At 72.6% G+C, this 25097-nt stretch carries 20 protein-coding genes and 2 tRNA genes; 2 read left to right on the forward strand and 20 right to left on the reverse strand.

What is annotated here, in order from left to right; all coding sequences use genetic code 11:
• Window positions 1–101: 101 nt before the first annotated feature.
• Window positions 102–1793 carry a glycosyl hydrolase family 18 protein gene (locus OG435_RS17690; protein WP_266877810.1) on the reverse strand — a complete coding sequence of 564 codons (1692 nt, stop codon included), beginning with the start codon at window positions 1791–1793 and terminating at the stop codon, window positions 102–104.
• A gap of 516 nt (window positions 1794–2309) precedes the next feature.
• Window positions 2310–3443 carry an LLM class flavin-dependent oxidoreductase gene (locus tag OG435_RS17695; protein WP_266877811.1) on the reverse strand — a complete coding sequence of 378 codons (1134 nt, stop codon included), beginning with the start codon at window positions 3441–3443 and terminating at the stop codon, window positions 2310–2312.
• 239 nt (window positions 3444–3682) lie between these two features.
• Between OG435_RS17695 and OG435_RS17700 the strand changes: the two genes are divergently transcribed.
• On the forward strand, window positions 3683–4441 hold the full coding sequence (locus OG435_RS17700) for an IclR family transcriptional regulator (protein ID WP_243337173.1): 759 nt from the start codon (window positions 3683–3685) through the stop codon (window positions 4439–4441).
• Between the two features lie 114 nt (window positions 4442–4555).
• Here the strand turns inward: OG435_RS17700 and OG435_RS17705 are convergent.
• The 5 genes from OG435_RS17705 to OG435_RS17725 all read right to left on the reverse strand — a co-directional run bounded on the left by OG435_RS17705 (window position 4556) and on the right by OG435_RS17725 (window position 11813).
• Window positions 4556–4629, reverse strand: a tRNA-Lys gene (locus tag OG435_RS17705).
• Window positions 4630–4740: 111 nt separating this feature from the next.
• Window positions 4741–6417 (reverse strand): AMP-binding protein, encoded by a 1677-nt coding sequence (locus tag OG435_RS17710; RefSeq protein ID WP_266877814.1) that lies wholly within the window; start codon window positions 6415–6417, stop codon window positions 4741–4743.
• A 58-nt stretch (window positions 6418–6475) separates the two neighbouring features.
• The gene (locus OG435_RS17715) at window positions 6476–7102 is read right to left on the reverse strand and encodes a lytic polysaccharide monooxygenase auxiliary activity family 9 protein (RefSeq protein WP_266877816.1); all 627 of its coding nucleotides are present in this window, start codon (window positions 7100–7102) and stop codon (window positions 6476–6478) included.
• 245 nt (window positions 7103–7347) lie between these two features.
• Window positions 7348–9570, reverse strand: a complete 2223-nt coding sequence (locus tag OG435_RS17720; RefSeq protein ID WP_266877818.1) for an SPFH domain-containing protein — start codon at window positions 9568–9570, stop codon at window positions 7348–7350.
• 890 nt (window positions 9571–10460) lie between these two features.
• The gene (locus OG435_RS17725; RefSeq protein ID WP_266881824.1) at window positions 10461–11813 is read right to left on the reverse strand and encodes a peptidoglycan-binding protein; all 1353 of its coding nucleotides are present in this window, start codon (window positions 11811–11813) and stop codon (window positions 10461–10463) included.
• Window positions 11814–12061: 248 nt separating this feature from the next.
• On the opposite strand from OG435_RS17725, the gene OG435_RS17730 reads away from it, so the two are divergent.
• Window positions 12062–12135: transfer RNA gene (locus tag OG435_RS17730), tRNA-Lys, on the forward strand.
• Between the two features lie 87 nt (window positions 12136–12222).
• On the opposite strand, the gene OG435_RS17735 is transcribed toward OG435_RS17730, so the two are convergent.
• The 13 genes from OG435_RS17735 to OG435_RS17795 all read right to left on the reverse strand — a co-directional run bounded on the left by OG435_RS17735 (window position 12223) and on the right by OG435_RS17795 (window position 25071).
• Window positions 12223–12885: a class F sortase gene (locus OG435_RS17735; protein ID WP_266877820.1), complete on the reverse strand. Its 663-nt coding sequence runs from the start codon at window positions 12883–12885 to the stop codon at window positions 12223–12225.
• A gap of 12 nt (window positions 12886–12897) precedes the next feature.
• Window positions 12898–13569: a hypothetical protein gene (locus OG435_RS17740; RefSeq protein WP_266877822.1), complete on the reverse strand. Its 672-nt coding sequence runs from the start codon at window positions 13567–13569 to the stop codon at window positions 12898–12900.
• Window positions 13570–13661: 92 nt separating this feature from the next.
• A complete protein-coding gene (locus tag OG435_RS17745; RefSeq protein WP_266877823.1) occupies window positions 13662–14441 on the reverse strand; it encodes an HAD-IIA family hydrolase in 780 nt (259 codons plus the stop codon).
• A gap of 179 nt (window positions 14442–14620) precedes the next feature.
• Entirely contained in the window at window positions 14621–16147 is a 1527-nt protein-coding gene (locus tag OG435_RS17750) for an alkaline phosphatase family protein (RefSeq protein WP_266877824.1), read from the reverse strand.
• Window positions 16148–16295: 148 nt separating this feature from the next.
• Complete coding sequence (locus tag OG435_RS17755) at window positions 16296–17375, reverse strand: 2-aminoethylphosphonate ABC transporter substrate-binding protein (protein WP_266877825.1); 1080 nt, start codon at window positions 17373–17375, stop codon at window positions 16296–16298.
• A 56-nt stretch (window positions 17376–17431) separates the two neighbouring features.
• A complete protein-coding gene (locus tag OG435_RS17760; protein ID WP_266877827.1) occupies window positions 17432–18229 on the reverse strand; it encodes an ABC transporter permease in 798 nt (265 codons plus the stop codon).
• Window positions 18216–19205, reverse strand: a complete 990-nt coding sequence (locus OG435_RS17765) for a 2-aminoethylphosphonate ABC transporter permease subunit (protein ID WP_266877828.1) — start codon at window positions 19203–19205, stop codon at window positions 18216–18218. Before OG435_RS17765 ends, OG435_RS17760 begins: the two co-directional genes overlap by 14 nt.
• Complete coding sequence (locus OG435_RS17770; protein WP_266877830.1) at window positions 19198–20247, reverse strand: ABC transporter ATP-binding protein; 1050 nt, start codon at window positions 20245–20247, stop codon at window positions 19198–19200. Before OG435_RS17770 ends, OG435_RS17765 begins: the two co-directional genes overlap by 8 nt.
• On the reverse strand, window positions 20244–20975 hold the full coding sequence (locus OG435_RS17775; protein ID WP_266877832.1) for a phosphonatase-like hydrolase: 732 nt from the start codon (window positions 20973–20975) through the stop codon (window positions 20244–20246). The genes OG435_RS17770 and OG435_RS17775 overlap by 4 nt, the downstream gene beginning before the upstream one ends.
• A 5-nt stretch (window positions 20976–20980) precedes the next feature.
• Entirely contained in the window at window positions 20981–22102 is a 1122-nt protein-coding gene (locus tag OG435_RS17780; protein WP_266877833.1) for a TIGR03364 family FAD-dependent oxidoreductase, read from the reverse strand.
• A 147-nt stretch (window positions 22103–22249) separates the two neighbouring features.
• Entirely contained in the window at window positions 22250–23023 is a 774-nt protein-coding gene (locus tag OG435_RS17785; RefSeq protein WP_266877835.1) for a GntR family transcriptional regulator, read from the reverse strand.
• A gap of 9 nt (window positions 23024–23032) precedes the next feature.
• Window positions 23033–23815 (reverse strand): hypothetical protein, encoded by a 783-nt coding sequence (locus OG435_RS17790; RefSeq protein WP_266877836.1) that lies wholly within the window; start codon window positions 23813–23815, stop codon window positions 23033–23035.
• Window positions 23816–24015: 200 nt separating this feature from the next.
• Complete coding sequence (locus tag OG435_RS17795; protein WP_430625642.1) at window positions 24016–25071, reverse strand: ROK family protein; 1056 nt, start codon at window positions 25069–25071, stop codon at window positions 24016–24018.
• Window positions 25072–25097 lie beyond the last annotated feature (26 nt).

The following is a 25097-nucleotide window of genomic DNA, read 5'->3' on the forward strand; positions in this document are numbered from 1 at the left end:
CACGGCAGGGCCGCATCGTGTGGGGCGGCGCTCACACAGCAGCCCCCGCACCCTGGGAGGGGAGTGCGGGGGCTGCCGGCGCTCGGCGCGGGGTGGGGGGATCAGCAGGCGCCGAGGTCCTTCCAGACACCCCATTCACCGGTGGTGCCGGGCACCTCGTTCTGCGTCCACCACTGGGCCTTGTACTTGCGGCCGTTGTACGAGACCTCGCTGCCACCGGTGTAGACGGTGCCCGCGACGTAGGCCGGAGCGGTGCAGCCCGCGGGCGGCGTGGTCGGCGGGGTGGTGGGAGGCGTCGTGGGCGGGGTGGTGGGAGGCGTGGTCGGCGGGGTGGTCGGCGGCTGGGTGGTGCCGCCGAGGGAGTCCGAGATCTGGTTCAGCAGGGTCGCGTTGGCGTCCAGGCCGAGCAGGGAGTACATCATCGCGCCGGCCAGGCCGCGCTGCTTGCCGTAGTCGACACGGGCCTGGATGGACTTCTGGTTGAGGCCGGTGAAGAACTCGCCGTCCTTGTAGAAGTACGAGGCCTTGGCCTGGTCGTCCCAGAAGGTGGTCGCCGGGTTGTCGACGATGCCGCCGAGCTCCTTGTAGAGCGCGATGCCGGCCTGCTGGCTGGTCGGACGGGCCGCGGAGGCCAGGGTGGCGGGCTGGGCGAGACCGTTGGTGGTGCCGGGCTGCACGCCCTTCCAGCCGCGGTAGTAGAACTCGTAGCCCAGGACCAGCTTGTTGGCGGGGAAGCCGCCGGTGATCCCGTAGGACGCGTTGCCGTCGATCCAGGAGTCGATGGCGTTCTTGATGCTGTACTTCTCGGTGCCCGGGGCGATCACGTCGGTCGGGTCGGACGACGAGGGCAGCAGCGGGGACTGATGGTACGTCGGGCCGTCCGAGTCCCAGGCGCCGTGCATGTCGTACGTCATGATGTTCGCGTAGTCGAGGTACGCGCCGATCTTGTCCGTCTCGATGTACTTGATCTTGTCCTGGCCGGCCGGGAGGGCCGAGGTCAGCAGGTACTTCTTGCCGCCGTTGGCCGTGCCGTAGGCGTCGAGCTGCTCGCGGAACTCCTTGAGCAGGAGCGTGAAGTTCTGCTTGTCCTCGGGGGCGTAGTGGTTGCCGAGGTGGCCGCCCGACGAGCCCGGGTACTCCCAGTCGATGTCGATGCCGTCGAAGATGCCGGCCGCGCTGCCCGCGCCGCCGTAGCCGCCCTCGACGGGCAGGTTGCCCTTGATGTACTGGTCGATGCAGGAGGAGACGAGCTTCTTGCGGGAAGCGTCGGTCTTGGCCGCGTCGCTGAAGTACTTCGAGTAGGTCCAGCCGCCGAGCGAGATGTTGATCTTCAGGTTCGGGTACTTCGCCTTGAGCTGCTTGAACTGGTTGAACACGCCGACGATGGGCTGGTCCCACTTGTCGGCGACGCCGCTGACGCTGTCGGCCGCGCTGAAGGACTTCTGGTAGTCGGCGTACGAGTCGCCCGCGCCGTCACCGGCGTTGGGGTTGTTGTCGTCACCCGCCGCCTTGTTCGCCTCGAAACAGGTGAGGTTGGTGGGGTGGATGTTGCCGAACGAGTAGTTGATGACGTCCAACTTGCTCGCTATGCCACGGGTATCGAGGTGCTTGGGATAGAAGGCGTTCCCGTACACGGACCACTGGTCGTAGTAAGCGATCTTGACGTTGCCGGCCGTCGCGGTGGTCCCGGCCTCGGCGGCCGAGGCGGAGGTGAGTCCCGCGAAGGCGGCCAGCGTGCCGCCGGCCAGCGCGGCCGTGGCGGCGGCCGCGATGAGGGATTTACGGATGTGCATGAACTGCCTCCGGGGAGTGGGAGGGGAAGGCAAGACTTCAGGTGGGGACAGTGATAGCGATCACTCCGGGCCCGAGTCAATGGTTTGGACCAAAGAAGGACTAGACCACTCGGTGACCAGAAGCCCACGTCAGCGACGTGGGACCACACCAAAAATCGCTCGCCACCCATGGTGACGAGCGATTTAAGGCTGGCTTCATTCACCCTCCGGCAAGGTTTCGGCAACAAACCAGCCAAACTCCGGATGCCGGCCCGTGCGGGTCCCTCCGGGCCGGTGTACATCCGTAAACCCTCCCGGGCGGACGCCCGTCGGCGACAGAATCACGGGATGACCGCCAACCGGATCGCCCGTCGCGTCGTGGACGGCGTCCGCATACCGGGTACTTGGCGGGCCGCCGACGGCCATGCCTCCGTACGCGGCCTGGCACGCTGGAAGTTCGGCGCGCCGGAACCGAGGCACCCCCGATCCGGGGGTCCGGGCGTAGCCCGGGGCGCCTCTACGACCGGGGCGGTCGGGTCAGGCGTCGAGGTGCGGCATGCCGTACGCGTCCGCGACGAGGGCGTACGAGCGGAGGCGGGCCTCGCCGGCGTGGGCGTTGGCCGTGAGCATCATCTCGTCCGCGCCCGTCAGCTTCGCGAGGGCGTCCAGGCCCGCGGTGACCTCGTCCGGGGTGCCGTGGACCACGCTCGCGAGGCGGTCGTCCACGAACTCCCGTTCCAGCGGCGTGTACGGGTACGCCGCCGCCTCTGCGGGCGTCGGGACCAGCCCGGGGCGCCCGCTGCGCAGCCGGAGCATCGACAGCGCGCCGGTCAGTACCTGCGCGCGGGCCTCCGCGGCGGTGTCGGCGGCGAGGGCCGCGACTCCGATGACGGCGTACGGGGCGTCCAGGACGGCCGAGGGGCGGAAGGACTGCCGGTAGAGGTCGAGGGCGGGCAGGGTTCCGGCCGGGGAGAAGTGGTGTGCGTAGGCGAACGGCAGCCCGAGTCCGCCGGCGAGGCGGGCGCTGAAGCCGGAGGAGCCGAGCAGCCAGATGGGCGGCCGCCCGGCGGGACCCTGCACGGGGCCCGGCACGGCGTGCACGCGGGCGTATGGATGCCCGTCGGGGAAGTCGTCGTCGAGGAACCGGATCAGCTCCGCGAGCTGCCGGGGGAACTCGTCCACGGCCTCGTCACGGCGCCCGGGCCCGCGCAGCGCGGCGGCCGTCTGCCCGTCGGTGCCGGGAGCGCGCCCGAGGCCGAGGTCGATCCGACCCGGGGCCAGGGCCTCCAGGGTGCCGAACTGCTCGGCGATGGCGAGCGGGGCGTGGTTGGGCAGCATGACCCCGCCCGAGCCCAGCCGGATCCGGGAGGTGTGGGCGGCGAGGTGGGCCAGGATCACGGCCGGGGAGGAACTGGCGACCCCGGGCATCGAGTGGTGTTCGGCGACCCAGTGGCGGTGGAAGCCGCGGGACTCGGCGAGCCGGGCTATGTCGACGCTGGTCCGCAGGGAGGCGGACGCGGTGCTGCCGGCGCCCACGGTGACGAGGTCGAGCACCGAGAGCGGTACCGGCGCGCGGCCGTGAGCCGTCCCGCGGATCTCCCCCTCGCCCGTGCCGGCGCTCCCCGGTCGTCCGGTGTCCCCCGCGCCTCCCAGATCACTGAGCTCACTCATCGTCTCTCCCGCTCCGCTCGCCCGTCCGTCCTCGTCCCTACGAAGAACCCGAACCGCGCGGCCGGTCCGGGCATTCCCGGCGCTCTCGGACACCACCCATGACCTTGGCATATGCCAGAGGAGTAGATCCAGGCAGAGCGATGTAATTGAGCCATCAATCTCACCAACAGGCGCTCCACACGGGCCTCTTGATGGCTATCGTGTGAGAGCAAGCGGTAACAACCTGCTAGGGGGAAACCGTGGCGCTGAAGCCCGAGCCGACCGCGCCGTTCCACTCGGTGCAGTACGCCCTGCGCGTACTCGAAACGGTCGCCCGCCATACCGGCGGCGTGACCGACGTACAGATCGCGCGTGAGACCGGCCTGCCCGCGGTCCATCTCGCCCCCATGCTCCTCATGCTGCGCCGTGAGGGGTACGTACTGCAGGTGTCCGACGGCGCCTACGCCATCGGGGACTCCCTCGTCCTGCTCGGCTCCGGCGTCGACCGCCAGCAGGCGCTGCAGGACAAGCTTCAGGACACCCTGGACCGGCTGCGGGACTCCGTCGGCGCCGCGGTCTACATCAGCCGGTACGTGGACGGCGAGGTCCGGATCACCCAGTTCGCGGACAGCCCGCGCACCCCCAAGGTCCACGAGTGGGTCGACTTCCGCTCGGCGGCGCACGCCAGCGCGGTGGGCAAGTGCCTGCTGACCCAGCTCGACCTGGACGGACGGCGCGACCACCTGTCCCGCCACAAGATCGCCCGACTGACGTCGAAGACCATCGTGAACGAGCGGATCCTCTTCTCGAAGCTGGACAGCCAGCCGGCCACGGTGCCCACGCTCGACCTGCAGGAATACGCCGTCGGCACGGTCTGCGCGGCCGTCCCGATCACGGCGGGCGCCTCGGTGGGCTGCCTCGCCCTGTCCCTGCCCGTGGAGCACGCCCACCGACTGCGGGCCGCCGCCGACGTGCTGAACCGCAAGGCCGCGCCGCTGCTGCTGTCGCTCACCCTCTGAGCGGTGGCCGGGGGGTGAGCTGCCCGCCCCTGCCCCCGCGCGCACCCGGCACCGGGCACCCGGAAAACACTTCGGGCGGTTCCCGGTGAAACCGGAAACCGCCCGAAGGACAGGTGCGCCGCCAGGGACTCGAACCCCGGACCCGCTGATTAAGAGTCAGCTGCTCTAACCAACTGAGCTAGCGGCGCCTGCTGACAGAGAAAATACTACCTGCTCCCCCGGGGTGCTCAAAACCGGTTCCGGAACCGCCCGCTGCGGACCCCCGCGCCGCCCTTCACCGGCCCCGTCGGCCGCCCCGGTCAGCGGCCCAGCAGATCCGCGCGCCCCTGGGCCTCGTAGGCCTCCAGGAGCCCCGCCAGGTCCTCCGCCTCCAGCCTCCGGTAGGCGTCCTCCCCGCGCGGCCGCCACCAGACCGGGTCGCCGGTCCGGAAGGCCTCGCCCCGCAGGGAGACCCGGTGGACCTTGTTGGTCGCCGTGGTCGGCATGGCGCCGACGACCCGTACGTAGCGCGGGGCCATCTTCGTGCCGAGGTCGGGCTGGGCGGCGAGGAAGGCCGCGAAACCCTGCGGGGAGAAGACGGCCCCCTCGCGCAGGGCCACGGCGGCCATGACCTGGTCGCCCGCCACCTCGTCCGGTACGGCGTACACGGCCACCGCGGCCGCCCGCGCCCAGCGGGCCAGGATGTTCTCGATCACCGCGGCGGCCAGGTTCTCGCTGTCGACGCGCAGCCGGTCGTCGGTGCGGCCGGCGAAGTAGAGGAAGCCGTCGGGGTCGCGGAAGAAGAGGTCCCCGGTCCAGTACCAGCCGTCGCGGGTGCGGGCGGCCTCCGCGTCGGGGTTGCGCCAGTAGCCCTCGAAGAGGCTGCGGCCCTTGTTGACCAGCTCGCCTATCGCCTCGGAGCCGTTGAGGAGCCGGCCCCGGGCGTCGAGCGCGGCCGGCGGGCACTCGAGCCCCGTCTCCGGGTCGATGACGGCCAGGTCGTCGCTGGCGCCGGCCCGGCCCAGGGCGCCCGGCGGGGTGTCGGGGGTGCGCTGGACGGAGGCGCCGCCCTCGGTGGCCCCGTAGCCCTCGACGAGGCGGACCCCGAAGCGCTCGGCGAAGCGGGCCGCGTCGACGGCGCCGGCCTCGGTGCCGAAGCCCAGGCGCAGGGTGTGCGCGCGGTCGTCGGGGCGCGGCGGGGTGGCGAGGAGGTACTGCACGGCCCGGCCTACGTAGGTGAAGTACGTCGCCTCGTAGACCCGTACGTCGTCCAGGAACGCGGAGGCCGAGAAGCGGCGGCGCAGCGCCACGGCGGCCCCGCCCGCGAGCGCGGGGAGCCAGTCGGCGATGACGGCGTTGCCGTGGAAGAGGGGCATGCAGATGTAGTGGACGTCGTCCGGGGTGACCGAAAAGTGACGTGCGAGCGAGGCCCCGGCCCCGGCCAGGCGGCCCTGGGTGCAGATCGCGGCCTTGGGGGCTCCGGTGGAGCCGGAGGTGAAGTAGAGGAGCAGCCGGGAGGAGGGGGTCGGGCCGGGGCCGAGCGTCGCGTCGCCGGGCTTCGCGCCGGCGTACGGGGCGAGCAATGCCTCGTACTCGTCCGTGTCCGTGACCAGCAGGCGTACGCCGGGCAGGTCGAGCCCGCGCAGGAGCGGCAGGTGGGTCCGCTCGGTCACCAGGATCCGGCAGTCGGTGTGCAGGATGTCGCGGGCCAGCTCGGGACCGCGCCGGGTGGGGTTGATCCCGGCGACGGCGGCCCCGGCCAGGGCCGCCGCGCCGAGCCAGAACGGGAACTCGGGGGTGTTGTCGAGCAGCACCCCGATGTGCGGCTCCGCCCCCGGCGGCAGCAGGTCGACGAGGAGCGCGGCGCGCGCCGCGGCCTCCAGGGCGGTCCGGTGGTGGCTGAGCACGCCGTCGGCGTACTTCAGACCGGGCCGGTGGTCGCCCCATTGGCTCGTGATGAGCTCCGCGACGGTTTCGGGTGTCCTCGTTGGCCGCATGCCGCCGGAGAATAGCTGACGTCCCGTCAGAATTGAACGCCGTGGTGAGCCGTGGCGATCAGAACTGGACGTCGGAGCAGGAGTAGAAGGCCATCGCGGTGTCGTTGACGGTCCACACGGCGAGGATCATGTGCCGGCCGGTCTTGCCGCTCGGCATGGTGCCCTGGTGGACGGTGGTCATGGCCGGGCGGGTGCCGTTGTAGGCGACCGTGAGGAAGGGCTGCGGGTCGAGGGCGGCGCGGGTGAGCGGCTTGGTGGAGTCCCAGCCGTTCTTGGTGACGTAGTACCGGAAGTCGGTGGTGGAGTGGTTCGCGGTGAACTGCCAGCGGAAGCTGTAGCTCTGCCCGCTGGTCACCGGGGTGGCCGGCCAGGCGCCGCCGCGCGGGTCGTCGAGCTGCGCGAACTCCGGGTGGTTGCCCGCACATATGCGGCCGTCGGCGGGACCGGCCGCGGGGAAGCCCTTGAGGCCTTCGACGCTCTGGGGCTCCCACTGGATGGGGCCGCAGTCGGAAACGGTCTTGTTGGCACAGAGCTTCTGGCGGCTGATCGGGGTGTCGGTGTACCCGTGGCTGCTGGCCGTGGGGGCCGTGACGAGCGCGAGGGCGGCGACCACGCCGAGGCCGACGGTGGTGGCGGTGGCCGTGGCGGCGGCCCGCTTGGTTCTGGGCATGCGGAAGGAACGCATGATGCTGATGCTCCTTGAACGTGGGGGGATGTCCGGAGAGAGCGTGCGCACGCGTGGGGATGGGCCGTACCGGTGTCGGCGGCACGGCCCGTTCACGAGCTCTGGTTTTAGGTCTAGACCAAGTTCCACAGTATTGACGGGAGTTGGCCATGTCCAGACCAACGGAAGAACGGGTGGTCCGGACCACCCGGATTCCACCCGTTCTCCAATCGGCCCCGCGTCGGACCCGCTTCGGCCCGCCTCGGCTACTCGGCGCGGCCCGTGTAGAAGGCGACGGTCAGGTCCTTCACGAGGGCCTTGCGCTCGTAGTCGTCGAGCTCCACGATCCCGCGCGAGGTGAGCCGGTGGACGGTGTCGTCCACCGCGTCGACCACCGAGGTCAGGACGGTGTCCCGGTGCTTCGCGTCGATCGCCGCGACCCGGCGCCGGCGCATGGCGTCCGCGACTTCGGGCGCGTACTCGATCCGGGTGGGCTGCGCCGAGAACACCTCCACCCCGACCGCCTCGGTCTCGGCCGCCAGCATCCGGGTCAGCGCGTCGCCGACGGCCTCGGCGTCGCGCAGGGTCGGGGCGTCCTCGTGGAAGGCGTCGGCGGGGAGCTGGGACAGGACCCGCGCCATGGCCGATTCGACCTGCTCGGCGAGGTAGTCGACGTGGTCCTCCACCGCCAGGGTCGCCCGGGCGGTGTCCTTCACCTGCCAGACCACCTGGACGACGACCTGGAGGGCGAGCCCGCCGGAGTCCACGGCGGGCATCGGGTCGCTGCGCCAGTGGCGCAGCCGGACGTCGACCCGGCGGCGCAGCAGGAGGGGGCTGATCCAGGTCAGGCCGCTACGGCGGACGGTGCCGCGGTAGCGGCCGAAGAGGGTGAGCACCCAGGCGTGGCCGGCCAGGCCCCGGCCGAGACCGCCGAGGGCGAGCAGGGCGATGACCCCGAGGAAGGCGAGCGGGGGCCAGAACCGTGCCTGCAACCCCTGGTAGGGGCGGGGCTCCGCACCGAACGCCACCGCGAGGGAGTCGGGGACGGCCCCGGCCCGCCAGAGCACGACGGCGCAGCCGGCGAGCGCGATGCCGCCGATGGCCACGGCGATCCAGCCGGGGAGCACCGGGCCGCGGTGCTCGTGGAGCCGGTCGTCGCCCCGGGGCACGCGGCGTCCGGGGGCGGGGCGGGGCGGGGCGATGCCTGCCTTCGGCCGGGGGTTCGGCTGCGCCTTCGGCCGGGGCTTCGGCTGGGGCTTCGGCTGCGGGTGGGCCGCCCCGCGGAACGGCAGGTGCACCGGCACCTCGGTCACCGCGCCCCCGCGCGGCGCGGCGATGCGGGGCAGGTCCTGCGTATCGTCCTCCCCGATCCGCGATACGGCTCGCGCGACCAGCTCGGAGACGTCTGCGCTGCCGGCGCTCTCGTTGCCGTTGGCGCCGTCGGCGCTGCCGGCTCCGTCTGCGACCCCGGGGCCGGGGACGCCTCCGCGGCCGGTGGCGTGCTCCGACTCGGGCACGGCTTCGCCGGTGGCGGACCGCCCGACGGCGTCACCACCGGCCGTCGCGCGGTGTGCGGTCGCGCCGTGTGCGGTCGCGCCAGTGGCGGTCCCGACTGCGGCGGCCCGCGTGGTGGCGGCCCCGCTGGTGGCGCCCTGCCCGTCATCGGCCACACCCGTGGTGGCCCGCCCGGCATTGCCCCCATCGGTGGTGGCCCGCCCAGCATCGGCCCCACCTGGGATGGCCTGCCAGTCATCGGCCCCGTCGGTGGTGGCCCGCCCGTCTGCGGGCTCCGGTCCGGGGTCGGCGTTGCCGACGGGTCCTGTGCCGGCGGAACTGCCGCCTACGGGCCCGGCGTCGCCGGCGGTGCCCGGAGCGGGCACGGACCAGGTCAGCTCCCGCCCTCCGGCCGGGTCGGCCGGACCGGGTTCGCCCGGCTCGGGCAGGTCCCGTACGGGGTACGGATCCGCGTACTCGGCCTCCGGGGCGGGGCCCGGGAACGCGTGCTGCGGGGCACGGCCCTGCTCGACGGACGAAGTGCTCTGTCCCGGCAGGTCCCAGGCAGCGGGCGGACCCGCGTGCCGCGGGGCGTGCTCCGCCCTGGGGGTCGTGGCGGCGAGAGTCACACCCGGGGCGGACGCGACCACCGGGGGCCAGGCCTCGTCCTGCGGGTGCGGGCGGGCACTTTCGGAGTCGGGGTTCCGCAGCCGGAGCGTGGCCGCACCCGCGTGGGCCGCCTCGTCCTGGGGATGCGAGATGTCCACCCCCGGCCCGGCCTGGGCCCGAGCCGCCGGTACGTCGCTGCGCGCCGCCTCCCCGACGGGCCCGTGCGGCGCACGGGCCGAAGCCTGCACCGCCACGCCCGCGGCGACGAGTCCCTCGGCTTCCCGGCCGCCCCCGGCGGGGACCGCGGCCGCGGCCTCCGCGTGGACGGGCCCGGAGAGCTGTTCGTCCGCCAGGACCCAACCGGTCGGCGCGGCCCACCCTGTCACCGTTGCCGCACTCCCGGACGCGGACGCGGAAGCCGCGGAAACCACGTCCAGTGCCGTGTCGGTGGAGGACCCGGCCCACCCGCCGACGCCCGGCGCGGGTGCGGGCTGCGCGGACCCGGCCCTGTCGAGCGCACCCGACGGGCACGCACCCCGCTCGGCGTCCCCCTGGGCGGAGCCCCGCCCTGCCGCGACCGGCGCGAACCCGGCCCGCTCATGCTCACCCGGCAGGTACGCACCCCGCTCGGCACCTGCCTCGGCCGCTGCCCGCCCTACGGCAACCGGCCCGGCTGCGCCAGACACAGGCACGGCCCGCCCGTGCTCGACCGGAACGGCCCACCGGGGACCGCCCGCTCCGGGCGCGGCAGCGCCGGAACCGGCTCCGGTCCGGGTGGCTCCAGCCGAGGTGGCTCCACCCGGACCGGCTCCGGCCGGGGCCCCACCGGCAGCATGCGGCGCGGAAGCGGCCCGCACCGAACCCGCGCGGTCGTGCTCGGCCTGAACGGCCCACCGGGGGCCGGCCGCTGCCGGTGCGACTCCACCCGGGCCGGCTTCCGCTTGCGCGGCGGAAGCCGGACCGGCTCCCGCCCGGGCCCGACCGGCGGCATCCGGCGCGGAAGCGGCCGGCACCGAACCCGCCCGGTCGTGCTCGACCGGAACGGCCCACCGGGGACCGCCCGCCCCGGGCGCGGCAGCGCCGGGACCGGCTCCGCCCGGGGTGGCACCAGCCGGGGTGGCTCCGCCCAGGCCGGCTGCGCCCGCGGCCGCATCGGAACCGGCCGGCCGCTGCGGGGCTGGCGCCTGCGGGGTCGCCGGGTGGGGGGTCGGGTGTGGGGGGATCTGGAAGGTGCCTGTGGTCGAGGTCGTGCGCGTGGGGTACATCGTTGCCTCCGTCATGCGAACAGCCGGCGCCAGGTTTCCGGGCCCGGGTAGCCGTTGGCCTCGGCGCCGCGCCAGCCCTGGGCGCGCTGGAACGCCTCGACGTTGCGGCGGTCGGCCTCGCCCCAGCGGGGGCCCGGTCCGGATGTGTAGTACTTGCCGAAGCCCCTCTTCACCAGCTGGCGGCCGAGGGCGGTGATGGCCGGGTGGGACGCGCCCGGCCGGAAGAACGACGCCCCGGGGTAGGCGGGTTTGCCCGCCGGGCCCGGTGCGGCGCCCGTGGTCGGCGGGATGTCCTTGCCCTGGTGCAGGGCGAGCAGCCGCCAGGTTTGCGCGCCCGGGATGCCGTCGGCGTCGGCGCCCGTCCAGCCCTGGGCGAGCTGGAAGGCCTGGGTCGCCAGCCGGTCGGCGTCGGTCCACTTCGAGCCGATGCCCTTCGGGTAGAAGCGCAGCCCGCCCCGGTCGGAGAGCATCCGGCCGAGTTGGGTGACGTAGACGTTGTCCGCGCCCGGCCCGAACTTCGAGGCTCCCGGGAAGGTGGCCGAGACGCCGCCCGTGCCGCCCGGCGCGGGCGGCTCGCCCGTGACCGGGGGCTCGGGAACGACTCCGCCGGCCACCCCGTTGAACCGGTACGGGAGGTACTTCACGGCGTTGTTCCAGTAGCCGTACGGCGTGGCCAGCTTCCGCGTCGTCGGCCGCGTCTGCTCGTAGGCGACGTAGTGCGTGCGCGTCGCGTCCACCCACCCGCCGAAGATCACGACGTGCGAGCCCTTGTTGGGGTCGGCCGGGTTGTGGAAGAGCAGCATGTCTCCGGGGAGCAGCTCCTCCTTCGTGATCCGCGTCGCGAACTTGTCCAGGCTGCCGGTCCACTCGTTCGTGCCGAGGTTCCAGGCCATCGAGACGAAGCCGGAGCAGTCCTGCCGGTACCCGTCCGACCAGTACTGCTCCATGCTGTACGGGACCTGCGCGTCCAGCCACAGCTTCGCCCGGTTGATGATCGTCGCCCGGTCGGTCCGCCGCACCACCGAGGGCGCTCCGGGCAGCCCGGAGGGCTTCGCGGGGGTCCCCTTCGGCCCGTGCAGCGGGGCCCGACCGCCTTGGGGAGTGCCCGGTCCCGGGTCGTCCAGGGCCACCCGGCCGCCGGGTCCCGGCGTGGCCGCGGCCACGGCCGCTCCACCGCCTCCGCCGAGGACCACCCCCGCGGCGGTGGCCAGCACCAGCGCCCGGCGCGCTCCGCGCGCGGCGGGGTGTCCGCCGTCGCGCAGCGGTATGGCCCGGGCGCGCGCGAGGGTGCGGCGCCGCTGGGCGCAGCCCTGGCACGGGCAGTCGCCGGTGGGTTCGTACTCCTCGAAGGAGGGCAGCGGCATCGGCGGCATCGCCTCGGCCGTGGGCATCACTTCGTACACATGCGTCGGAGGCTGCATCGTCATGCGGTTCCGTCCACTCCCCTGCTCGTCGCCGGCCGGCCGGGACCGCATCTGGCGGGGCATCAGATCCGGCCTGGCCCAGACATATCGTGCACGACAAAACCCCCAAACATGGGTTAATCGGACAGAACGCGCGCAGCTTGTCACGAGCACCCGCGACGGTGGGGTAGAGTTTTCCCTGTCACCAAGCGCCGCTAGCTCAGTTGGTTAGAGCAGCTGACTCTTAATCAGCGGGTCCGGGGTTCGAGTCCCTGGCGGCGCACAGACGCAAAGAAGCCCCACGCAGTGAAAACTGCGTTGGGCTTCTTCGTGCATCCTTCGTACGTCCGGAGCGTCCGCAGCGTCCGGGTCAGACCGCCGTGCCCGGGCGGACTCCGACACCCGTCAGGTACGCCGACACGACCACGTTCGCCGAGTACTCCTTGGCCACCTTGTCGTAGGTGCCGCCGCAGGTGACCAGCCGCAGTTCGGCCCGGCCGCGGACCCTGGGGCCGTACACCTTGGCGGGGTCGAAGCCGGCGCGCTCGTGGACCCGTACGTCCTCGATCGTGAACTCCGCCACCGAGCCGTCCGCCCGCACCACGCGGACCTTGTCGCCCGCCTTCGCCGAGCTCAGGCCGTAGAACACCGCCGGCTTCTGCCGCGTGTCCACGTGGCCGACCATCAGCGCGGTCCCGGCCGTGCCGGGCTGGGCGCCGCCGCGCCACCAGCCGACCGCGCCCGGGTTCTCGTACGGGGGCGGTTCGATCGCCCCCTTCGCGTCGAGGTCCCGGACCATCACCGGGGCCTGGACGCCGAGGGACGGTACGTCGACCCGCGCGGGCGCGGCCGGCCCCAGCGGGGCGTGGGCCGCGGGCATGCCCGGGGCGGCCGGTCCACCGGCCTGCCCGGGCAGGGGTATCGCCACTCCGGTGATCTCCCGGCCCCACAGCCACAGGCCTAGGACCAGCACCGACCAGGCCGCGAAGGTCAGCAGCCGGGAGCCGCCGGAGCTCCTCGGCTCGCCGCTCACCCGATCACCCGGTCACTCGCCGCTGCGGCGACGGCGCAGCGTCAGCGCACGGCCGGCGACGGCCAGGGTGGCCACGGCGGCGAGCACGGCGCCGATCACCGTGTGCGGCAGACCCGGGCCCTCGCCCTCGTGGCTCTTCTTCGACGCCGCGGCGAGCTGCGCGGAGTCGGCGGCCCCGGCCTTGGCGGCCTCCGCCGCGGACGCCGCCTTCGACTTCGAGGCGATCTCCTCGGCCATGCCGCCGCCGCCCGCGTGGACCGGCCAGACGGGTGTGTGGTGGGGGTCGGGGCGGTGCTCGCGGCGGCGCTCGATCTCGATCGTGCCCCACTCGCGCTCGCCGCCGCGGCCACCGCACTTGATCTTGATGTCGTGGCGGCCGGGCTCGGCCCAGGAGCGGATCATCGCGTCACCCCACAGGGTGCGGCGGTCGTCACGCCCGGTGGACAGGCGGACCTCGGAGACGAAGGCGACGGACGAGGCGACGGCCCAGTCGTCGTCGCAGCCGCGGACGCGCAGTTTGACCTGCGCCCCCGGCTCCGCCTGATTGGGGTCGGCCGAGACTCTGCCGCGTTGCCGGTTCCAGTCATCCTCCCCCGCGAAGGCGAAGGGAGCGGTCACGGCGGACAGGGCCGTCAGGGCGACGGCCACCCCGGTGACACGGAAAGCGATCACATCACTGCGCATGGTGAACCTCCTCAACTAGGAGATTCACGCGCGGCGCGCCGCTCCGCATCCGGAGCGGCGCCCTCTTGGCCCGTACGTGTCAGCCGTACGACCTAAACCAGATCGACCAGATCGGCGATGGAGTCGAAGGTGTGGGTCGGCCGGTAGGGGTACTTCTCGGTGTCCTCGACGGACGTCAGACCGGTCAGCACGAGGAAGGTCTGCATGCCCGCCTCCAGCCCGGCCAGGATGTCGGTGTCCATCCGGTCGCCGATCATCGCGCTGCTGTGGGAGTGCGCGCCGATGGCGTTCAGGCCGGTGCGCATCATCAGCGGATTGGGCTTGCCGGCGAAGTACGGCTGCTTGCCGGTCGCCTTGGTGATCAGCGCGGCGACGGCGCCCGTGGCGGGCAGCGGGCCCTCGGTGGAGGGGCCGGTCTCGTCCGGGTTGGTGCAGATGAAACGGGCGCCCGCGTTGATCAGGCGGACCGCCTTGGTCATGGCCTCGAAGCTGTACGTCCGGGTCTCGCCCAGGACCACGTAGTCCGGCTCGTGGTCGGTCAGGACGTAGCCGATGTCGTGCAGGGCGGTGGTCAGACCGGCCTCGCCGATGACGTACGCGGTGCCGCCCGGACGCTGGTCGTCGAGGAACTTCGCGGTGGCCAGCGCCGAGGTCCAGATGTTCTCGACCGGGACGGACAGGCCCATCCGGCTCAAGCGGGCCTGGAGGTCGCGCGGGGTGTAGATGGAGTTGTTCGTCAGCACGAGGAAAGGCTTGCCGGACTCGCGCAGCCGGTTGATGAAGGCGTCGGCGCCGGGGATCGGGGTGCCCTCGTGGATGAGGACCCCGTCCATGTCGGTGAGCCAGGATTCGATCGGCTTGCGCTCTGCCACTGGACTGTTCTCCGCTCTCGGTGGCGTCTGACCTCTGTGACCTCTGGTCTCTACCACCTTATCCGGGCCGGACCGCGGACGCGGTGGGCGTCCACGGCCCGGACCGTACGGCGGAACGGGTCGCCGCGAAGGACCGTGCGGGCCCGGCGGCGAAGGTCCCGTACCGGCCGGAAGCGACCTCAGCCGAGCTTGACGTTGTCCACGGTCCAGTACCAGTTGTTGCTGCCGGCGTAGCGGAAGCGGACCTGGACGTCGGTGGCGCCGGCCGGGATCTGGAGCGCGATCGACTCGGAGCGGGCGACCGCGTCGGCGGTGTAGCTCTTGACGACCGAGGCGGCGGCGCCGTTGTAGGAGACCAGGACCTGGGCGGTCTGGCCGGCCTCGTGGTGGTAGTGCGTCTGGAAGGTCAGGTTGCGCGTGGTGCCGCCGGTGACCGCCCACTTGGGGGTGGCCAGGGTGGAGTCGTAGGAACCGGTGTGGCTCTTGTCGTCCCACTCGTCGGAGTCGGCGACGGCGAACACGTCACGGGAGCGGACGTTCAGCTCGCGCCACTGGTCGCGCTGGGACTGGCTCCAGAACTCGTCGGTCGCGAAGGCCCATCCGGCCCACTCGGTGACGCCGCCCGTGCCCATCTTGGAGTTGTCGACCGACCAGCCGGCCGGCGGGGTGTGCGTGAACCCCTTGGTGCCGGCCGGGATGCCGGTCTCGTCGACGCGCGCCTGGAGGCTGGGGCGCAGGGTGTCGAAGGGGTCGTCGTCCGGGGCGTTCAGCGGGACGCCGTCCAGCCCGGTGGTGGGGACGCCGACCTGCTGGAGCGCGGTCGCGGCCACGTCCACCAGCTTCACGTCCTCCCGTACCGAACCGGCCGGGATGCCCGCGCCCTTGGCGATGACGAAGGTGCCGCGCTCCTGGATGCTGGAGCCGCCGTGGCCACCGGCGTTGGTGTGGCCGTGGTCGGTGGTGACCAGGACCTTCCAGTTCTCCTGGGCGTACGTGGGGCGGTTCTGGAGGGCGGTGAGGAGCTGGCCGACCAGTGCGTCGGACTCGGCGATGGTGTCCAGGTACTGCTGGCTGGCCGCGCCGTAGGAGTGGCCGGCGTGGTCGATGTCGCCGAAGTAGACGAAGGCGGCGTCCGGGTTCTGGTCGCGGAGTTCGGCGGAGGCCGCGGCCGCGATCTTCGGGTCCTCGGTGTGGTAGCCGTCGCGGTCGCCCTTGAGGGAGAGGCGCTTGTCGACCTTGGCCGAGAAGATCGGGCCGTTCTGGTCGGTGGAGGTGATGGGCTCCCAGTCGGCGGCCGCGTACGTGTTGAGCGCCGGCTTGGCGTTCTCGATGCGGGTCAGGAAGTCCGGGTAGGCCGTGTAGTTCTTGCCGGTGAAGGAGTTGTCCTTCACCCCGTGCTTGTCGGGCCAGACACCCGTGGCGATGGTGGACCAGCCGGGGCCCGAGGAGGTGGCGGCCATCGGGTTCGCGTAGAGGGTGCTCTTGGCGGTCAGGCCCTGGGCCATCAGGCCCTTGAGGTGCGGAGCGTTGGCGGCCTTGATGCGGTCGAGGACGGCGCCGTCCAAGCCGATGACGAGGACCTTGTCGGTGACGGCGGCCGCGTCCGCGGCGGTGGCGGTGGCGGTGTGCACGCCGAGGGCGGTGGCGAGCAGGGCCGTGGCGGTGGCGGCCACGGCGAGGGTCCGTCCGGACAGGACAGTGGACACGTACTCCTCCTGGGGAGCAAGTGAGCGGCGGAAGGTGCAGGACCGTGCGGGGGGCATGAGGCCGGGTCCGGACCGAAGGGATGTTTTCGGTCCAGACCCGTTATGCAAGCGTCACTATCCCGGTCGTGGGTGACCGGGAGGCGACCAGTCAGCTTCCGGTGGCCGACTTCCACGCGTCGACGTAGCTGGTGAGGTTCTTGTCGATGTCGGCCCAGTCCGGCTCGAAGATCTCGACGCCGGTCATGAGCTTGGTGAGCTCGACGGCGTTGGCGTCGGTGGGCTTGACGTCCGTGCGGGACGGGAAGCCGCCGCCGACACCGCTGACCAGCTTCTGGGCGTCCTCGCTGAGCAGGTAGTCGAGGAGCTTCTTGCCGTTCTCGGTGTGCGGGGCCTTGTCGACGAGGCCGGCCGCGTACGGGAGGGAGAAGGTGGTGGGCTTGCCGCCGTCCTTGGCGGGGAACCAGATGCCGAGGTTCGGCATGGACTTGGACTGCGCGAAGTTCATCTGGACGTCGCCGTTGGCGACGAGCAGCTCGCCCTTGTCGGTCTTCGGCGCGAGCTTGCTGGTGGAGGAGGACGGGCCGACGTTGTTGGCCTGGAGCTTCTTCAGGTACTCGTTCGCCTGGTCCTTGCCACCGAAGTCGTGCATCGCCTTGATGAGCACGGCGGTGCCGTCGCCCGCGACGCCCGGGGTGGAGTACTGGAGCTTGCCCTTGTACTTGGCGTCCAGCAGCTCTTCCCAGGTCTTGGGGGCGGCCGGCAGCTCCTTCTTGTTGTAGATGAAGCCGAAGTAGTTGTTGACGACCGAGGTCCACTTGCCCTCGGAGGACTTGTTCGCCCCGTTGACCTTGTCGGCGCCCTGCGGTGTGTAGGCCTGGAGGAGGCCCTTGCCGTCGGCCTGCTGGATGAACGGGGGCAGCGTGATCAGGACGTCGGCCTGCGTGTTGGTCTTCTCGCGGACGGCGCGCTGCACCATCTCCCCCGAGCCGCCCTCGACGTACTTGACCTCGATCCCGGTCTTCTTCGTGAAGTCGGCGAAGACCTTGTCGTACCAGCCGTCGCCCTTGTCGCTCTTGAGGCCGTCGGCGCTGTAGACGGTGACGACCTTCTCGCCGCCGTCCTTGGAGTCGGTGGCGGAGGAGGAACCTCCGCAGGCCGTGAGGCCGGCGGCGAGGGCGAGGCTGCCGGTGACGGCGGCGGTGATGCGGAGGAGTCTGTTGCTGGGCATGGAACTTCCTTACGGCAAAAGGGAGTCAGCAGGGGAATCAGCGGGGACAGCAGGGTCTAGCGGTACGTGGCCCTGGTGCGGACGCGGGAGACGGCCAGCAGGACCAGCAGGGTGGTGGCCATGAGGACCACGGCGACGGCGGATCCGCTGAAGAGCGAGCCGCGGTCGGTGGCGGTGAAGATCCGGACCGGGAGGGGCATCCAGTCCGGCGGGTAGAGCATCATCGTGGCGCTCAGCTCGCCCATGGACAGGGCGAAGCAGAGCCCGGCCGCCGCGGTGAGCGACGGCAGCAGGAGGGGGAGCTTGACCCGCCACAGCACGTACGCGGGGCGGGCGCCCAGGGAGGCCGCCGCCTGCTCGTACGCGGGGTCGAGACGCACGATGGCAGCCGAAACCGACTGGTAGGCGAACGCCGTGACAAGAATCGTGTGCGCCAGGATCACGATCGAGCTGGTGCCGTTGAGGAGCAGCGGCGGCTTGCTGAAGGCGACGAGCACGGCGAGGCCGACGACCACGGACGGCACGGCGACCGGCAGCATGAACAGCGCGTCCAGGGAGCTCTTTCCGCGCTTCTTCAGCCCGGCGGCGGCGAGCGCCGCCCAGGTGCCGACGGTGAGCGCGATCCCGCTGGCGGCCAGGGCCGTGAGCAGCGAGGTGGTCAGCGCCTGGAGGGATTCTCCCCGGACGGCCGCGGCGTAGTTCTCGGTGGTGGGGCCGGAGGGGAAGGCCCCGGACCAGTGCGTCGAGAGGGACGCGGCCACCACGACGAGCAGCGGGAGCGCGAAGAGGGGCAGGAAGAGGATGCCGAAGAGGCTCCAGGCGGCCCAGCGGCCGCTCTTGCTATGCACCAGCACGCTTGCTCACCACCCGGTAGAGGCCGAACAGGCCGACGGAGATCACGATGTTGACGACGGCGACCACGCAGGCGGCCGAGTAGTCGGATTCGAGGATCGCCTTGCCGTAGATGAGCATCGGCAGCGTGGTGACGTCCTTGGCTCCGGTGAACAGGACGATCCCGAACTCGTTGAGGCACATGACCAGGACGAGGCTGCCGCCGGCGGCGAGCGCCGGGAGGGACTCGGGGAGGATCACCCGGCGGATGATGCGGCCGGGCTTCGCGCCGAGCGAGGAGGCCACTTCCAGCTGGGCGGTGTCCAGTTGGGAGAAGGCGGCGAGCAGCGGGCGCATCACGAAGGGCGTGAAGTAGGTGATCTCGGCGAGGAGGACGCCCCAGGGGGTGGTCAGGAAGTGGAAGGGGCCCTCGGTGGCGCCGAATCCTTCGGTCCACAGGCCGTTGGCCATGCCGACGGTGCCGTAGATGAAGAGGAGGGCGAGGGTGATGAGGAAGGAGGGGAAGGAGAGGAAGACGTCGATGAACTTGGCCACGGCGCGGGCCCCGGGGAACGGGACGAAGGCGATGACCAGCGCGAGCGCGAAGCCGAGGACCAGACAGCCCGCGGTGGCGCCGACGGCCAGCCAGACCGTGGTCCCGAGTGCTTCGCGGAAGGAGTGCGAGGCGAAGACGAAGGCGTAGGCGTCGAAGGCGCCGCCCCCGTTCTCGGGGGACAGCGACTGCTGGACGACCAGCACGAGGGGGTAGAGGAAGACCAGCGCGAGCACGGCGACGGGAGGCACGGTCCACAGCCAGCCGGGAACGCTACGGGGGCCCCGTGCGGCCTTCGCCGCGAAGCCGTCGGGGGCTCCGGCCGGGCTTTGGGGCGTGCCGGGGGCAGGGCTTCGTACGGGCTGGTGGGGTATGACCCGGGCGGGCTCGGGGTCGGTGGCCGCCGGCCCCGGTGCGGGGGTGCGCCGGTCCGTGGCCTCAGCCATCGGAGACCCCCGCGGCCAGCAGTACCGCGTCCCGCGGCTCGAAGTGGAGGGTGACCTGGTCGCCCAGCGCCGGGGTCTCGCGCAGTTCGGGCAGGTCCGCCTTGACCCGGTGGCCCTCGATGTCCACGTAGAGCCGGTGGGTCGAACCGCGCCACTGCACCTCGGTGATGGTCCCGCTCAGCGCGTTGGGGCCGGCGCCGAGGCCGAGCAGGTGCGGGCGTACGCACAGGGTGGCGGTGGCGCCGACGGCCGCGCGGCCGGGGTCGAGGGCGAGGGGGTGCCCGGCGAAGAGCGCGCCCCCGTCGGCGACGGTGACGGGCAGCAGGTTGGCGTTGCCGACGAAGGAGGCGGTGAACTCGGTGCGCGGGGCCCGGTACAGCTCCTGCGGGGTGCCGCAGTCCTGGAGGCGGGCCCGGTCCATGACGGCGATCCGGTCGGCCAGGGTCAGGGCCTCGACCTGGTCGTGGGTGACGTAGAGGATGGACACGTCGGGCAGTTCGCGGTGCAGCCGGGCCAGTTCGGCGAGCATCCCCGAGCGCAGCTGCGCGTCGAGCGCGGACAACGGCTCGTCCAGCAGGAGGACCCCGGGGCGGATGGCGAGCGCGCGGGCGATGGCCACGCGCTGCTGCTGTCCGCCGGAGAGCTCGCGGGGGTAGCGCTTGGCGTAGGCCGCCATGCCGGTCATCTCCAGCGCCTCGGCGACCCGGCCCGGTATCCCGGCCTTGGGCGCCTTCTGCGCCTTGAGGCCGAAGGCGACGTTGTCCGCGACGCGCATGTGCGGGAACAGCGCGTACTGCTGGACGACCATGCCGATGCCGCGCTTGTGCGGCGGGAGCGCGGTGACGTCCCGGCCGCCGAGCAGGATCCGGCCCGAGGCGGGCCGGACGAAGCCGGCCACCGCGCGCAGGGCCGTGGTCTTGCCCGAGCCGGAGGGGCCGAGCAGCGCCATGACCTCGCCGGGCTCGACGGTCAGGTCGAGGGAGTCCAGGACGGTGTTGCCGCCGTAGGCGACGGAGACGGAGTCGAAGCGGATGCCGCTCACGCGCCGGGCTCCCCGGACTCCTCGTGCGCGACGCGCTCCAGCAGCGCGGGCAGTTCGGCGATGGAGCCCAGGACGTGGGTGGCGCCGTGCCCGGTCAGGGCCGCGCGGTCGTGGGCGCCGGTGAGGACGCCCGCCACGATCCCGGCGCCGGAGCGGACCCCGCTGAGCATGTCGTACGAGGTGTCGCCGGCGACCACGGTGTCGCGTACGTCGGCCACGGCGCCGGTGCGCAGGAAGGCGGCCAGCACCATGTCCGGGTAGGGCCGGCCGCGGCCGCCCGCGTCGGCGGGGCACAGGGTGAGGTCGGCCAGGTCCTGCCAGCCGAGGGCGTCGAGGATGGCGTCCTGGGTGACGCGGGCGAAGCCGGTGGTCAGAGCTACGGTGCGGCCGTCGGCGCGGAGCTTCTCGATGGCCTCGCGGGCGCCGGGGATCGGGGCGATGAGGCCGCCGTCCACGAGTTCCCCGTAGGCCTGCTCGAAGGCGGAGTTGGCGCGCTGGGCGAGGTCCTCGGCGCCGAAGAGGTGGCGGAAGACGGAGATCTTCGACTCGCCCATGGTGTCGCGGACGTACTGGAGCTTGGTGGCGTGGTCGGCGCTGCCCGGCTCGACGCCGAGGCGCTCGGCGGCCCGCTCGAAGGCGCGCTCGACGAGGCCGCCGTCGGCGACGGTGGTGCCGGCCATGTCGAGGACGATCAGGCGGCGAGTGCGGGGGGTGTCGGTATCGGTCATGGTGCTTACCAGCCCAGTTCGTTCGCGGTGGTTTCGGCTATGGCGGGCGAGCAGGTCATGCCCCGGCCGCCGGGTCCGGTCACCAGCCAGACGCCGTCGGCCACCTGCTGGCGGTGGACGACGCGGGTGGTGTCGGTGCATTGCGCGTACACGCCCGCCCAGCGGTGCCTGATCTGCGGCAGCGGGCGGCCCAGGAAGGACTCGACGACCTCGGTGAGGTGCGTGTACGGGTCTTCGAGGGTGTCGAACGCGAAGGGGTGTTCGTACTCGTGGGTGTCGCCGATGGTCAGCCCGCCGTCCTGCCGCTGCACCATCAGGAGCTGCATCTTGTGCGCGGCGGCGATCGGCGCCTGGGCCTGCTCGGCGTTGAGCTCGTCGAGGGCTTCGCTCTTGTAGGCGGGGTAGTAGCGGAAACTGTCGGCGTCGGCGACCGAGGTCGTCAGGGACTCGCCGAGCGGGGCGGTCTGCATCATCTGCAGCCGGACGCGGCGCACGGGCAGGTCGGGGACCAGCTCGCGGACCAGGCCGGAGAGCCAGGCTCCGGTGGCCAGGATCACCGCGTCGCCCCGGTGGACGTCGCCGTGGTCGTCGCGGACGGCTCCGTGCCCCACGACCTCGCGCACTTCCCGCCCGGGGAGGAAGGTGTAGCGGCCGGAGGCCTTGAGGGCTTCGCGCAAGTGGAGCTGTGCGGTGCGCGGTTCCACGGCCGCGTCCCGCTCGCACCACAGGGCGGCCTCGAACGCGCCGCGCAGGGCGGGGTTGATCGCCCTGGCCTCCTCGGCGGTGACCAGCTTGTAGCCGCGGGCGGCGGCGTCGGCGCGGGCCACGGCGGCCTCGGCGACGGCGTGCTCGCGGGAATTGCGTACCGGGGTCAGCGAGCCGATGGCGCGGAAGCCCAGGCCGGGCACCCGCTCACCGATCGCCTCCCAGAGCTCGCGGGCCCGCAGGGCGGTGTCGAGCTCCTCGCCCCCGGCCCGGCCACTGACCCAGATCTGGCCGAAATTGCGCAAGGATGCGCCGCGGGCCTCCGCTTCTCGCTCGATCTGGACCACCTCGTGGCCGCGTTCCACTGCTTGCCAGGCGTGCATGGTGCCTACCACGCCGCCTCCGACGACTATGACTCTCACGTGCTCCAAGGTGACGGCGGCCCGTGACCCCGGAGGATCCCCCGGGCGGCGCCAAGGTGAACAGCCTCCAACGCTTGGACTAGACCCGTTACCATTTTGTGATCGCTGTTCGCCCTCTTTGATCTCATTCGGGGGCTTCGGTCGGGACTATTCGGGCCGCAGGTGGGTCGTGAAGCTGAACCGGTCACCACGGTAGAGAGAACGCACCCGCTCCAGCGGCCTGCCGTCCTGATCCCGGGAGAAGCGGTGGATGAGCAGCATCGGGAGCGCGGGCGGGGTGCCGATCAGCAGGGCCTCGCGGGGGGTGGCGAGGACCGTTTCCAGCTTCTCGTCGGCGTCACCGAAGGCGATGCCGAGGCTGTCGTGGAGGTACCCGTAGAAGGAGGAGTCCGGCTGGAAATCGACGTCGAGGCGGGGTGCGCGGGCGACCCGGACGTACGTGCTCTCCAGCCCGACCCTCTCCTCGTCGGCGAGCAGCACCCGCTCCAGGTGCCAGACGGGCTCCCCGGGCTCGGCGCCGATGCCGGGGGCGACGGGGGCCGGGCAGGAGAAACGCTCGAGGCCGATCAGGTGGCGCCCCGGGGTGCGTCCCTGGCGGCGCACGCCCTCGGTGTAACTCGCCAGCGACAGGGGCTGTTCGAGCTTCGGCCCGGCCGCGACGGTACCGCGGCCCGAGCGGCGCAGCCGGCCCTCCAGCAGCAGCTCGCGCAGGGCCTGGCGGACGGTCTCGCGGGAGACCTCGTACTGCTCGGCGAGATCGCGCTCGGTGGGCAGCAGGCCCCCCTCGCCGAGCTCGTCGAGCAGCCCGGCGATGCGGGCCTTGACGGCGTAGTACTTGGGGATGCGGCCGTGCTCGGGGATGCCGGAGCGGACGGGCAGGCCGGGCTGATGGTGGTGCGCGTAGGCGGTCGGTTCTTCCACCCTCGGACTCTACGTGGCCTGCGTGCCGGTCCCCTTGCGCAGCCGGCGGGCCCCGAGCAGGAGCCCGCCGCCACCGGCCAGGGCGGCCGCGGCGCCCGCCCCGTACGCCCAGGCCGCCGGGGTGCGGCCGGTCGCGGCCAGCGCTCCGGCCTCGCCGGTCTCGCCGCTCTCCGCGTCCGGACCCTGGATCTCGAACCGGTAGCCGCCCGCCTCCCCGATCCAGTCGCCGTCGTCACCCTTGCGCTGCACCAGCGCGGCGTCGGCGACGGCCTCGCCGAGGGGGGCGCCGGGGGCGAAGGCGAGCCGGACGGTGACGGTCACGGAGCCGCCGGGGCCGATGGTGAAGCCGGAGAACGCGTCACCCCCGTCGAAGACGGCGACGATCTCGTCCCGGTCGGTGCGCTCCAGACTGACGGGAAGGGCATGGCCGGGGGCGTCGAACTCCATCCGGAAATGGGCGGGCCGCAGGGCGTGCGCCGGGTCGGTGAAGACCACGACGGGGTGGATGGCCGTGCACCGGGCGGTGGTGGTGTTGGTGAGGTCGAGGTACCAGGTCTGCGCGGCGCCGCCGGTGCGGTACACGGCCGGTCCCCCGCGGATACGGGCGCCGATGGGGAACTGCGTGCTCTTCCCGTCACCGCAACTGGCCTCCACCCGCGAGGGCAGCGCGGGCGCGGGACGGGCTCCGCCGCCGTTGCCGATGTCCGCGTACGCAGTGGTGGCGGTGGTGACGGCGGGGGCCGTGGCGGCCACGAGGACGGCTGCAAGGGCAAGGGCTTTGCGCAGTCGCATGGAGAACCCCTACTCGCCGACGCCAGAACAGAACGACCCATTAAACGATTGCCGGACAACCCGACAATCACCCCGGCCTTGCCCGCACCCTCCCACGCCCCCCGAACCCCCTGTCCAGCACCACGCCCAAGTTCTACCCGTTTCCCCCCATTCGGCGCACGGGGTCCGGGGGGGGCGGGGGCCTCCTGGCCGGCCCCCCCTCAATCCCCCCGCCCGAACAACGGGCCAAGCACCAGCTCCGCCGCCCCCTCCGCCACTCCCCCCTCCACCAGTTCCACCCTCACCGCACCCCCCACAAAGGCCCGCACCCCCAAAACCCCCCGCACCCCCTCCAGGAACACGCCCGGCGCAGCCGCCACCACCCGCCCCCCGAGCAACACCCGGTCCACATCCAGCAGCGCGACCAGGTTCGCCGCCGCCTCCCCCACGATCCGCGCCGCTTCCTCCAGCCGGCCCCCGGCGACCGCGTCCAGGCACAGCACCTCCGCGCACCCGCGCCCCCCGCACCGGCAGGCCGGCCCGTCCAGCCGCAGCACCTGGTGCCCGAACTCCCCCGCCGCCGAGCGCCGCCCCCGGTAGACCTCGCCGGTGCCGGCCAGCCGGAGCCCCGCCCCCAGTCCGGTGCCGACGTGCACGTACGCCACGGCCTCCCCGAAGCCGGCCTCTCCGAAGCCCGCCCCCGCCGCGACCCCCGCGTTGGTGTCCTTGTCCACCCGCACGGGAACCCCCAACCGCCCCTCCAGCACCTCCCGCAACGGGAATCCCTCCCACTCCGGGAACCCCGTCACCCTCCCCAGCACCCCGGTCCGCCAGTCCAGCGGCCCCGGCGCGGCCACGCCGATGCCCAGCAGCGGCCGGTCACCGCACACCCGCGCGACCGCCCGTACGACGTCCTCGACCACCGGCTCCGGACCGGCCCCGAAGTCCAGCGGGGCATGCCCGTCCGCGACGACGCGGCCCGCCAGGTCGACCCGTACCGCCGTGAGCTCGTCGCGGTCCAGGTGCACCCCGACCGCGTGCCGCGCCTCCGGCACCAGCCTCAGCAGCGTGCGCGGTTTGCCTCCCGTGGACGCCTCGCGTCCGGCGTCGGCCACCAGGCCCTCGCCCCGGAGCCGCGCGGCGATCTTGCTGACCGCCTGCGGGGTGAGGCCCGTACGCGCGGCGAGGTCGCCGCGGCCGAGCCCGGCGGGGCCGGCTCCGCGCAGGAGATCCAGTACCAGCGCGTCGTTGTGCCCGCGCAGCACCGGAAGATTCACGCCGCTGCCGCCATTCGCGTCACCTC

It is taken from the genome of Streptomyces sp. NBC_01264, from assembly GCF_026340675.1.
In the GTDB taxonomy this organism is placed as follows: Bacteria; Actinomycetota; Actinomycetes; order Streptomycetales; family Streptomycetaceae; genus Streptomyces.